The 12,823-nt window shown below is 40.1% G+C and carries 10 protein-coding genes; 7 read left to right on the forward strand and 3 right to left on the reverse strand.

The features are described from left to right. Positions 1-166 precede the first annotated feature (166 nt). The 7 genes from galE (at position 167) to I3B46_RS07025 (ending at position 8,783) form a co-directional block, all read left to right on the forward strand. Entirely contained in the window at positions 167-1,192 is a 1,026-nt protein-coding gene (gene galE / locus I3B46_RS06995; protein WP_004921658.1) for a UDP-glucose 4-epimerase GalE, read from the forward strand. A gap of 24 nt (positions 1,193-1,216) precedes the next feature. Continuing rightward, the gene (locus I3B46_RS07000) at positions 1,217-2,269 is read left to right on the forward strand and encodes a UDP-glucose--hexose-1-phosphate uridylyltransferase (protein ID WP_004921656.1); all 1,053 of its coding nucleotides are present in this window, start codon (positions 1,217-1,219) and stop codon (positions 2,267-2,269) included. Between the two features lie 78 nt (positions 2,270-2,347). Beyond that, entirely contained in the window at positions 2,348-3,508 is a 1,161-nt protein-coding gene (galK, locus tag I3B46_RS07005; RefSeq protein WP_392504923.1) for a galactokinase, read from the forward strand. Between the two features lie 19 nt (positions 3,509-3,527). Next, positions 3,528-4,568 carry a galactose-1-epimerase gene (galM, locus tag I3B46_RS07010; protein WP_104872859.1) on the forward strand — a complete coding sequence of 347 codons (1,041 nt, stop codon included), beginning with the start codon at positions 3,528-3,530 and terminating at the stop codon, positions 4,566-4,568. 132 nt (positions 4,569-4,700) lie between these two features. Continuing rightward, positions 4,701-5,708: a substrate-binding domain-containing protein gene (locus tag I3B46_RS07015; RefSeq protein WP_004921645.1), complete on the forward strand. Its 1,008-nt coding sequence runs from the start codon at positions 4,701-4,703 to the stop codon at positions 5,706-5,708. Positions 5,709-5,961: 253 nt separating this feature from the next. Continuing rightward, positions 5,962-7,593, forward strand: a complete 1,632-nt coding sequence (locus tag I3B46_RS07020; RefSeq protein WP_040133336.1) for a sodium/sugar symporter — start codon at positions 5,962-5,964, stop codon at positions 7,591-7,593. 230 nt (positions 7,594-7,823) lie between these two features. Next, entirely contained in the window at positions 7,824-8,783 is a 960-nt protein-coding gene (locus tag I3B46_RS07025; protein WP_104872858.1) for a hypothetical protein, read from the forward strand. A 505-nt stretch (positions 8,784-9,288) separates the two neighbouring features. Here I3B46_RS07025 and I3B46_RS07030 read toward each other — a convergent pair. From I3B46_RS07030 to I3B46_RS21755, 3 genes are all read right to left on the reverse strand, one after another. Further along, positions 9,289-10,239: an AEC family transporter gene (locus tag I3B46_RS07030; RefSeq protein ID WP_014656374.1), complete on the reverse strand. Its 951-nt coding sequence runs from the start codon at positions 10,237-10,239 to the stop codon at positions 9,289-9,291. Between the two features lie 64 nt (positions 10,240-10,303). Then, on the reverse strand, positions 10,304-11,497 hold the full coding sequence (locus I3B46_RS07035; RefSeq protein ID WP_225829652.1) for a thiamine pyrophosphate-dependent enzyme: 1,194 nt from the start codon (positions 11,495-11,497) through the stop codon (positions 10,304-10,306). Beyond that, positions 11,449-11,937, reverse strand: a complete 489-nt coding sequence (locus I3B46_RS21755; RefSeq protein WP_225829653.1) for a thiamine pyrophosphate-binding protein — start codon at positions 11,935-11,937, stop codon at positions 11,449-11,451. Before I3B46_RS21755 ends, I3B46_RS07035 begins: the two co-directional genes overlap by 49 nt. Between the last annotated feature and the right edge of the window lie 886 nt (positions 11,938-12,823).

A 12,823-nucleotide genomic window follows, 5' to 3' on the forward strand; every position in this document is an offset into this window, starting at 1 on the left:
AACATATTGAAAATGCATCGCTCTTCGCCTCTGAAAAGCCCCTTATTGGGGTTATTTGTGTAAACGTTTACACTATCGCGAGATAGATCACAGAATAAGGTATTAGCCCGTTGCTATACTTTGCAAAGTGAATTTTCATATCCTTAATAGAATCAAGGGGTAAACGATGCAGCCAACAAAAGTGCTTGTCACAGGGGGGATGGGGTATATTGGTAGCCATACGTGTGTGCAGATGATCCAAGCTGGGTTTGCTCCAATCATTATTGATAATTTGTGCAATGCGAAAGAGGAAGTGCTCAATCGTATTGAAAAGCTAACCGCAGTGCGCCCGCTTTTTTATCAAGGTGATATTCGTGACGAATCTCTGTTAAACCGTCTTTTCTCTGAACATAAAATCAGCGCAGTGATCCATTTTGCGGGGTTAAAAGCCGTTGGTGAGTCGGTAGAAAAACCACTCGAATATTATGATGTGAATGTTAATGGCACCTTGGTGCTAGCCAAATGTATGCAGCGTGCTGGCGTACATCGTATCATCTTTAGCTCCTCCGCGACTGTTTACGGTGAACCGGATACGGTGCCTATTACAGAAAACTTTCCAACTGGCAATACACAAAGCCCGTATGGCACAAGCAAATACATGGTTGAACGCTGTTTATCCGATTTGGTGATCGCCGAACCAAATTGGTCTGTGACCTTATTACGCTATTTCAATCCAGTTGGTGCCCATCCTTCGGGTTTGATGGGGGAAGATCCGCAAGGTATACCGAATAATCTAACGCCTTATATTGCTCAAGTCGCCGTTGGCAGACGAGAAAAATTGTCTATTTATGGAAACGATTACCCTACTGTTGATGGAACAGGTGTGCGTGATTACATCCATGTTATGGATTTAGCGGATGGGCATGTGGCTGCACTGAAAGTGGTTAGTCAGCAGGCAGGATTACATATTTACAACCTCGGTACGGGGAGAGGAACGAGTGTATTGGAAGTCCTACACGCATTTGAAAAAGCTGTCGGCAGGGAAATCCCATACGTTGTTGTGCCAAGAAGGGCCGGTGATATCGCAGAGTATTGGTCGACATCAGAAAAAGCACAGCGCGAACTTGGTTGGAAGGCAACTCGTACCATTGATGACATGGCTATGGATTCATGGCGCTGGCAGTCTCAAAACCCTAATGGCTATGAATCGTAATAGATACAGGAGAAATAGAACATCATGGATAAAATAGCGTTCAACCCATCAGATTGCCCGCATCGGCGTTATAACCCATTAACAGGACAATGGGTTTTGGTCTCACCTCATCGTGCTAAACGACCTTGGAGTGGGCAAGATGAGAAGGTGGAAGTGAAACAACTGCCTAAATACGATGGAAACTGTTTTTTATGCCCAACCAACCATCGCGTTTCTGGTGATATCAATCCTGATTATCAAGATACATATGTGTTTCAAAACGATTATTCTGCACTATTACCTAGGTCTTGTGCGCAGCCAAAAGAACAATCGCCTTTATTTAAAACACAAGCGGTCAGTGGCTTGAGCCGAGTGATCTGCTTTTCACCTGATCACAGTAAGACTTTACCTGAACTATCGACAGCTCAAATCGGCCGTGTAATTGAAACTTGGCAGCAGCAAATTGATGAACTCAGCCAACGGTTTTTATGGGTACAAGTTTTTGAAAATAAAGGTGAGGTGATGGGGTGCTCTCAGCCACACCCTCATGGGCAGATTTGGGCGAGTGATTTCTTGCCTAATGAAATTGCTCGTAAAGATGAGCACTTAAAACAGTATTACCAGCAGCAAGGAAGCAATTTACTGTTGGATTATGCACAGGCAGAGCTGAAAGATGGCTCTAGAACGGTAGTGGAAACAGCACATTGGCTTGCTGTTGTGCCTTATTGGGCGGCTTGGCCGTTTGAAACCATGCTAATGCCTAAAATACATATTCGGCGTATGAATGAAATGAGTGTAGAGATACGCGATGACCTTAGTGTTGCACTGAAAAAGCTCACCTGTCGTTATGACAATCTCTTTCATTGTGCATTCCCTTACTCGATGGGATGGCATTTCGCTCCATTTTTTAGTGATAACCGAGAGATTGAACACTGGCAGCTTCATGCTCTTTTTTATCCGCCTTTGTTGCGCTCAGCGACAATCAAAAAATTTATGGTTGGCTATGAAATGTTAGCTGAAACTCAACGTGATTTAACCCCTGAACAAGCAGCGGAAAGGTTACGGGGTGTCAGTGATATTCACTACAAGCAGCAGTAAATATTTAGAGCATACAACCAGCATGGCCGAGCCATTCCATTATTACCCAGATATTATCGAGAGGTTGCTATGAATAGCATCGAAATACTCCAACAAAAAGTGACAGAAGCCTTTATTAAGGGCTTTGATGCTCAGCCCGAGGTCTATGCGCAAGCGCCAGGACGTGTGAATATTATTGGTGAACACACCGATTATAATGATGGGTTTGTTTTACCTTGTGCAATTGATTATCAAACAATGACGGCAGCCAGAAAGCGCCCTGACCGTTTAATTCGCGTGATTGCAGCCGATTATGGCTATGATATTGATGAGTTTAGCCTTGATGAAGAGATCCTATTTTTGCCTGAAAAAATGTGGGCAAACTATATTCGGGGCGTCGTTAAATATCTATTAGCCAGAGGGTATCAATTTGGCGGATGTGAAATCGCGGTAAGTGGCAATGTACCTCAAGGAGCAGGACTTAGCTCGTCGGCTTCACTGGAAGTGGTGATTGGACAGACATTAAAGATATTGTATCAATTGGAGATTAGCCAACAAGACATCGCTTTGAATGGTCAGCAAGCTGAAAACCAATTTGTCGGTTGTAATTGTGGCATTATGGATCAGTTAATTTCTGCTTGCGGTGATGAGGGGCATGCACTATTAATCGATTGCCGTAGCCTAGAGTTAGCACCGATTCCAATTCCTGATGATCTTGTCGTCATGATCATCAATTCAAATAAAAAACGCGGATTAGTGGATAGTGAGTATAATATTCGACGTCAGCAATGTGAAACTGCGGCGAAACAATTCGGCGTGAAAGCTTTGCGGGATGTTACATTGGCACAATTCGCCCAAAAGCAGGGGGAATTGACACCTCTAGTGGCTAAACGCGCTAAGCATGTTATTAGCGAAAACGACAGAACACTTGCTGCCGCAAAAGCCTTAACTGAAAATAATCTTCCCCTATTGAGTATGCTGATGGAGCAGTCACATATTTCTATGCGGGATGATTTTGAAATTACCGTAAAAGAGATTGATACCTTAGTAGAGATTGTGAAAGCGGTTCTGGGGGATCAAGGCGGCGTGAGGATGACAGGCGGCGGTTTTGGTGGCTGCGTGGTGGCATTGATGAAACAGCAACTCGTTACTCCTGTCATTGATGCGGTTGAGCAAAAGTATCAAGCGCTGACAGGGCTGAAGGCCGATATTTATGTTTGCCAGCCTAGTGATGGTGCTGGGATCATGGCGAATGCATGAAAATTGTAGGGAGAAAAGAATGCAGTTATCGAAAGACCAAGGGTATGTGGCACGTGCATCTAAAGTGATTGCATTGACCAACAGACATGGCATGAAAATTTTATTGTCAACCTTGGGAGCAAGTTGGATAAGCTGCATATTACCCATGTCGGCAGGTAAACGTGATGTTTTACTCGGTTCACCGAATATGGCGGCCCAAATGGATCAAGGCGTTTATCTAGGTGCAACCATTGGGCGAGTTGCGAACCGGATTGCACATGGCCGTTTTAATTTAGCGGGTCGTGAGTATCAGGTGACAAGTAATCAAGGTGAACACTGTTTACATGGCGGTCGGGATAATTTTAGTTATCGTGTTTGGAAGGTGACTCAAATTAACCCATATGAGGCAATTTTTTCGTTGGTTTCAGAAGATGGCGATCAGGGATTTCCTGGGGAATTACAAGCTGAAGTCCGCTATGTATTAACGGATGAAAATAAAGTCATTATCGACTATCGTACACAAGTGAGTGAGTTGTGCCCTGTAAATTTAACCAATCATGCTTATTTTAATTTAGCAGGGGAAGATTCGGCGAGAACGGCCTTAGAGCACGATTTACAACTAGCGGCCACCCATTATCTGCCTACCGATAAGGGGGGGATCCCAACAGGCGAATGGCGTGATGTTTCTGAGACGTTTTTCGATTTTCGTCGTAAAAAGCGTATAGGCTATGATTTTTTGCAAGACGATGATCAAAAAGCAGTTGGTGGTTATGATCATGCGATGATCTTGGCTCCAGAGCTTACGGATGGTGAGCAAACGGTCGCTTCACTCTTTTCACCAGAAGGTGATGTTCGAATGGATATCGCAACAACTTTGCCAGCAATGCAAGTTTATACAGGGAATTATTTGATTTCGGTTCCGGGAAAATCACGTCATTATACCCCGTTTTCAGGTGTGGCCTTTGAAACTCAGTTTCCACCGGATGCCGTTAACCACCCTGAATGGGGGGAGCAATACAGCGGTATTTCACAGCCAAATCAAATATATCACCAGAAAACGAGCTATCACTTTATTTTCTGAGAGTAACGCCGCCTCATGCGGCGTTTTTCGTATTACTATATTAAAAGTAGGGTCATCGTATCTATAATATACCCCATTGTTTTTTATACTAATGCATTGTTTAATGGCATCGACTGAACTTAGAGGTAAAAAATGGCAACGATCAAAGATGTAGCAAGAGAAGCGGGAGTGTCGGTGGCGACAGTTTCTCGAGTGATTAATCAATCACCGAAGGCAAGCAAAATGTCGATTGCTGCGGTTAAAAGTGCCATGAATAAACTCGGTTATCGTCCAAATGCAGCCGCTCGCGCATTGGTAAATCAAAGTTCTAACACCATTGGGGTATTGGTGAATGATGTCTCAGACCCTTTTTTTGGTACGATGGTCAAAGCGGTTGATGCGGTTGCCCACAAAAATGGTAAACACATTTTAATTTGTAATGGTTATCACACGGCACAGGAAGAGCGCCAATCTATCGAATTGCTGATCAATAATCGCTGTGATGCCCTCGTTATTCACTCTAAAGCGTTGTCAGACGAAGAGCTGATAGAATTTGCCGAAGAAGTTCCTAGCATGGTATTGATTAATCGACGTATTGAGGCGATTGCTGATCGCTGTATTTCGTTGAATAACTACAAGGGTGCCTATCTTGCCACTGAGCACTTGATCCGCCAAGGCCATACTAAAATTGCTTATATTTCATCGGATCATAAAATAGAAGACGCTGAACAGCGGTTACTTGGCTATCGTGATGCATTGAAAAAACATGCAATTTCATTACCTGAAAGCTATATCGAATATGGCAAGCCTTATGGTGAGGGTGGTGAGCAGGCGATGACTAATCTATTGACTAAGTCCTTAGAGATCACCGCGGTTGTCGGGTATAACGATTTTATGGCCGCGGGGGCAATTGCAGTACTTGATGAAAATGACATTCATTCCCCAGAGCAGGTATCCGTGATTGGTTTTGATGATGTACTGATTGCCCGTTATATTCACCCTCGTTTAACAACCATTCGTTATCCCATCCAAATGATGGCTGAACGTGCCACTGAATTAGCGCTTGCTTTAGCACGTAATGAAAATATAGAGGCTGGTGGTTTAATCTATTCCCCTACACTGGTACAGCGTAACTCTGTACGTCCATTGAAAACCTCATGACTTCAATAATGTAAACGTTATCATATCTTTTGATGACGTTGACCCACCAGAGACATTTTTTCTCAAAAAATCCAAAATCGGACATTTTATGTACGTGAAATCGCCTTTAATATGTTAAATAACATACAATTATTTGACATTTCGTTGATAAAATTAATCTATTATAAAAATCTGTGATTAATCTAACAGTGATATGCAATGGTAACGTTTACACTAATGGTGAATCATTTGGTGAAGGTGAAGGAACTTGATCATGCATACAGAAGGCGTTGGATTGAGCACATTAGACTACGGGATATTTATCCTGTATGTGCTTATTATCATATCAGTCGGTTTATGGGTTTCTCGTAATAAAAAAGGCGAGAAAAAAGGCACTAAAGACTATTTCTTAGCAGGAAAAACATTACCGTGGTGGGCAATTGGCTCTTCATTAATAGCTGCAAACATCTCTGCCGAGCAGTTTATCGGTATGTCAGGTTCAGGGTTTTCTATCGGATTAGCGATTGCCTCTTATGAGTGGATGGCTGCGTTAACACTAATTATCGTTGCTAAATATTTCATGCCTATTTTTATCGATAAGGGTATTTTTACTATCCCTGAATTCGTTGAAAAACGGTTTAATCGTACGTTAAAAACGATTTTAGCAGTATTTTGGCTAGCTTTATTTGTCTTTGTTAACTTAACATCTGTTCTTTATTTAGGTGCGTTGGCTCTACAGACTATCCTTGGCATTCCAATGTCTTATGCAATATTGGGTTTGGCGCTGTTTGCTATTGCCTACTCTCTTTATGGTGGTCTATCGGCAGTGGCGTGGACCGATGTTGTTCAAGTCTTCTTCCTTATTTTGGGTGGCTTACTGACGGCTATCATGGCGGTGAGTTACATCGGTGGTGATGCAGGGATCATGGCAGGTATGAGCCGTATGGTTAGTGAAGCTCCCCAGCATTTTGAAATGATTTTAAGCCAAGATAACCCTCAGTTTAGCAATTTACCGGGTATTGCGGTGTTGATTGGTGGTTTGTGGATCGCTAACTTGTATTATTGGGGTTTCAACCAATATATTATCCAACGCGCTTTAGCGGCTAAATCTATCAATGAAGCACAAAAAGGACTGGTTTTTGCTGCCTTCTTGAAATTAATTGTTCCTATCCTTGTTGTTGTTCCAGGGATTGCAGCGTATGTGATTGTCACTGATCCACAATTACTTGCGGGACTTGGTACAATGGCCCAAGAGCATATTCCAACGCTCGCACAGGCCGATAAAGCCTATCCATGGTTAACGCAATTCTTACCTGTCGGAGCGAAAGGGGTTGTATTTGCGGCATTGGCTGCTGCAATTGTTTCATCATTAGCGTCAATGTTGAACTCGGTCGCAACCATTTTCACGATGGATATCTATAAAGAGTATATTGCGCCTTCGACCAGCGATCATAAATTAGTTAATGTAGGTCGAGTCAGTGCGGTCGTGGCATTAATTATTGCCTGCTTTATTGCTCCATTACTGGGGAATATTGGCCAAGCTTTCCAATATATTCAGGAATATACAGGTTTAGTTAGCCCAGGTATTTTAGCCGTCTTCTTGTTAGGGTTGTTCTGGAAAAAAACGAATGCAAAAGGGGCAATTATTGGTGTGCTTCTTTCTATTCCGTTTGCATTATTCTTGAAGTTAATGCCTTTAGGTATGCCATTCCTTGACCAGATGATGTATACCTTCTTCTTTACTGCGGTAGTGATTGGGCTGATCAGCTTAACAACATCAAAAGAAGATGATAGCCAAGGTGCAATTATCCTGACATCAGAAACTTTTAAAACATCAACAGGCTTCAACGTTGCTTCTTATGCAATCATGATTATCTTGTGTGTACTGTATGCGCTGTTTTGGTAAGACATGGGCTTGATCAATAACGGGGACAGATGTCCCCGTTTTAGATCGAATAAATAAAGTTTTAGGTGTTGATTTCTTATTTTATTGGGAAAGTAAAAGAATAATACACTAATAATTTGTCAATCATTGGAGGGTATTTCTGAATATTTTGTTTTAAGATGTCATGAGTAAACGCGTTATATTGGCCAGTTTAATGAACATGTTATTACTCAGGGTAACAAGGAATGTATATGCGCCATTTATTAAAAATTGCAGTTTTGCTGACTACAACTCTACATTCGATATCAGTCAGTGCAAATGAATATGCCCAAGATGATGAAAGTTACCTTCAATTTCTGAATGAAGAGGTGTCATATTATTGTTATTCCGAGCTAGAAAATCTTATTCTTAGTTCAAATTATCCACCCGCCGTAAAATATAAAAAGTCTTCCGATAGAGTCTCTATGGATGCCAGTTATCAAGACGAAAATATATTAGAAATAGGCATAATCGACAGTTGTAGCGATTATCTTCCGGGAGAGCAATTACAAAGGCCAATAGGCACTTTAAGTTATTTACTGAGATCAAATACGTTATGGACGACAGATAGTGATGGTCGGAAATTAAAGCAATTGGCGTTTGATAAAAAGTTAGGGGAGCAATATCAAAACTGCATTAAAAGAGAACAGTTTTGCTCTCAACGGCGCGAGCAGATCGGCTCTGAATTTTTTTCACCTAAATCAGATACATGGGTGGTCGTTGGCGAAAAAAAAGCATATTTCCACTCCGCTCCAACACCAGAATGCAAGAGTAATATTAATTTTGTAATACCTAATGATAAGGTGAAGGTTTTTAATCAACTAGCTAACTCTATGATTGATGATGAGGAAAATGAATATGTCTTTGTAAGTTATGGTAGAGCGAGAGGTTGGTTAAATGTGGAATCCGTATCCAAGCCTGAGGATATCTATTATAAGCTTGAGGAGCCATCAAAAGGGAATTATAGAGTTAAAGAAAAACGCCTCTACTTTTATGAAGACCCAGCCTTAGCTTGCGAAAAACCTGGACAGCCTTATGTCATTGAAGGGGATTCAGTATGGCTATTTAGTGCGCAAGAGTTTCCCGGTTTTGCTTACGCAAGTTACACTAACCCTAATACTGGAACGTTCACAACAGGGTGGCTACGGATTAATGGGCTAGAGAAAGAATAGAGTCAGCCTATAGAAATTGAAATAATAAATGAATAGAGCCGTGGTAAATAGCGTTATATCTATTTAGCCACGGGTTAATATCTTAATGGGCATTTACTTTTTATCAGTATAAATCTGGCAGGGATAGTATTGGTAGAAAGAGTATTCACAACTTTTGTGAGTTTGACTTGTGCTAAATAATAATTCGCTTTTTCTTTATCCATAACAACGTCATATCCGTGATCATACATATAGGCTATATTTTTAAAGGCGGTGTTTTCGAGAGTATTTTACCAATGAAATAACGTATGGCTCCTTTTTGACTGTTGGATGAGCTTTATGCCGATGTAGTGAGTCACTTGAAAACGGTATTCGAAAATTTGCAGTGCCAGAGATGACGAGTAGAAACCGCAAAGCAGATGCAAATAACGACCATGGAAAGACTTTTAAGAGTATTGTCTGTAAGAGGAAAAATTGACATTCTGCCATGGTCGTTTAATTTCAATCGGTTTAGCGTTGAATTAACTTAACTTCCTGTAAACCAAATAAAGCCACCCATTGTAATAACTGATAAAATGGTACTCCAAAATAGTGTTGATGCCATTTCTTGCTCCCCTGTTTTATATTCCACCGCAAAAATAACCGCTATTGATGCTGTAGGGATAGCCAGTGTTACAGACACTAAGCCTCGCTCGACATGAGGTATATGTAACGCCATCATAATTACCAGTATAATTAAAGGTAATAGAATATTTTTACTCAGAACGTTTATGATAACAGATAGAGAAAAACTCACTTTTTGTGCATAGAGAACAGCGCCTACAGCAAATAATGCCACTCCACCAGTTGCTTGACCTAATAAAATAAATGAACCTTTTAAAAACTTAGGCATATCCAATCCAATCAGTAATAAAATAAAAGCTAGGATAGGTGCCCATACGACAGGTTGCATTAACGCATTTTTTATACTGTTAGCAACAATTGAAAATACACTTTTCTTATTTGTTGATGTGTTGTCAGAATCGCCACCAACTAAAAAGACTAATGCTAATGGAACCTGAATTAAATTCATTAATAAGCTACCGACGGCAATTGCAATATCAGCATCTGTAGTAAACAGAACGCCTAATACAGGGGTTCCAACAAAAGGTACAGCAGGACCGGCAATAGCAATGGAACGTAATGCGGCTAAACGAGCGCTAGATTTGAAGATGAAGCGGGAAATAAGGAAAACAGCAAGAAACCCCACCACCATGCCCACGAATATCCACAAGAAAACATCAACGTTATTGATTACTTCTGTTAATGGAGTACTTAATATTCCTGCAAATAGCAATAATGGTAAGGCATACAACATAACCATTTTATTTAATATAGTGGCTTGATCCTTATTGAAGTCATGTCGATACCCTGCAAAATATCCGAGTAAAAGAGTAACCACAATAGGCAGTAACGCTGTAATAATAGTATCTAACATTAGATAACCTCTTTTATACGCAAAAAAGGCGCAATAACACGCATTGCGCCTCAAGTTTATTTAATTACAACAAAGGAGGTGTCGTAGGAATAATAGGAACTTCAATCACGGTAGGAACTGAACGTGAAAATGCCACCTTACATATTTGGCTTATCTCATCTATTGTTTCAGCACGTACGCCAACACAACCATAACCTTTAGCTAAAGAAGTGATATCTATATCAGGCAAGTCAAGGCCCGGAACGCCTGGGGAATCTTCTAATTCAGCAAAGGATTTCAAGATCGCATATTCATAGTTTCGTGGTACAACAAACAATATAGGTAGCTTAAGTTGAGCAGCTGTCCATAGGCCTTGAATTGAATATTGCAAAGAACCATCACCGATAATGGCTAGAACAGGACGATTTCTACCGCTATCTCTTTCTGCTAATGCGATACCAATACTTGCGGGTAAATTCCAGCCAAGGCTTCCGCTTGCAAAAGTGTAGAAAGAGTCTGGCTTATCAATAGGCCATGCGGTATGCAATTCACCAAGATTAGAGGGTGATTCTTCGATTAACACAGTATTTTCGGGAGTAAACTCACGTAACCCTTGAAATAATTCTAATGCAGAAAGCTGTTGACCTTTATGTGGTAATGGCGGTGCTGCTGGGTGAGGTGACATTCTGTGATGTTGTTGCGGAACTTTAGGCGGTGTTATTGAGCGTTTTGGCACTAGATTGAGTAATGCTTCCAGTGCTAACACCGGGCTAGATAACAAACTATCACCAACAGGAGCTCTTCCAGATTCATTAGGGTCATCAGTAATATGCAGTAATTTTAACCCCTCGGGAATATATTCGCCTTCCACATAAGGATAATAGCGAAATATCGGTGCGCCAATAACAATAGCGACATCATAGCCTTTCAATTTTTCTGATAACGGTTGAATAGCAAAAGGCAATCCGCCAGCATAAAGAGGATGGTTCTCAGGGAATGAGGGCACCTCTGACGCGGGGGCACTGAATACATGGCAATTCAATTTTTCTGCTAATTGGATCCCAATATCCCAGCCTTTCCCTCGAGCAATACCAGAACCATATATAAGTGCTGGATTTTTAGCCGTTGATAGCTTATCGGCAAATTGAGAAATCCGGATAGGGTCTGGCGCAAATTGTGATGCAACAGTGCGTACTACAGCATCACCTAATGCAGGTTTATCCCAATCATCTAGCGGAATGGATAAAAAAACAGGACCAGCAGGTGGTTGTAATGCCATTGCATAAGCGCGCATATAAATGCAGCGGGTACATCTTCTGCTCTGACAGGTTCATAGCTCCATTTTATCCAAGGTTTAGGCAGTTCTGTTGGTGAAACGTTGGTTAACCAAGGTTCCATTAACAACATTTCACGAGTTTGGTTACCCGCAGTAATAATTAATGGTGTTTTATTCTGTGCCGCAGTCATAATATTACTCATTGAGTTACTTAGGCCTGCGGAGGTATGGACGTTGACGATAGCTGGTTTTCGAGTCGCCTGAGCATAGCCGTCGGCAGCACCAACCGCTGATGATTCGTGTAATGTTTGAATGTAACGAAAATCTTTAGGGAAATTTTTTAAAAAAGTCTCCTCTGTTGAGCCTGGGTTACCAAATAAAGTCGTTAGTTCAAGCTGACGTAATAAATCAAAGGTGACGTCACGGATAGTTTTTGTCTTCATATCGTACTAATTCCTTAAATCAATAAAAGTTAATATTGGTCATGCAGGTTCTAGCTAAATGAAAAACACCAATGGCATTTTGAAGAGTGTTAACTATCTAATTTCGTTTAGTTGTTTGATTATTTATCATAACACCAGTTATTTAAGATGTAATGAAGTTATAATATTTTAATATTAGCTCTATTGATATTTATAAACATTAACGCAATCATTAATAGATTTGTTTTAGATTTAATAACTATTTAATTTTGATTGTTATTTATTGAGTGGTTTTGTTTGATAAGGTGTAAAGATTAATTCAAATAAACATAATGTTGCGTTTATTTTATCTATTTATGATTGCTTTTCTTATAGGCTAATTTTATTTTTTTATATCTTATAAGGTGTTTTATCAGTTGGTTTTTTATTTAAGTAAACATTATCCATAAAATCAATCATTTGAATTTTAAGGTTTATTTCTATTATCTGTTCTAATTTTTTATTTTGATGAGTTTGTTAATAAAATCAATTACATTCGTTTAACTGTGCTATTTATGAATTTTAACTGTTTTTATCGGTGCTGCATCACTGATTCCTGTATATTGGGAATAATTAATTCTTTTTCCATCTAATGCATTAAGATAACGTAAATTAACATTAACTTTTAATAGATGAACCGATAATTGCTTTTGATGGATTAAAATAAAAATGGAGGTCAGCTTCGCTGATTTTGAGAAGTAATATTGGACTCACTGTTAAATGTGTACATATTGAATCAAAGGTAATTCATATGATAAAACCAGTATCAACCACAAAATTATCACAAGTATCTGCATAGGCAGTTGCAGAAGCTACGAGTATTAAAGTAACCATAGGAAATCGGTGCATAATATCCTTTTAGGTTTAT

The sequence above is a fragment of the Providencia sp. 2.29 genome, from assembly GCF_015832305.1.
Classification (GTDB): Bacteria; Pseudomonadota; Gammaproteobacteria; order Enterobacterales; family Enterobacteriaceae; genus Providencia; species Providencia stuartii.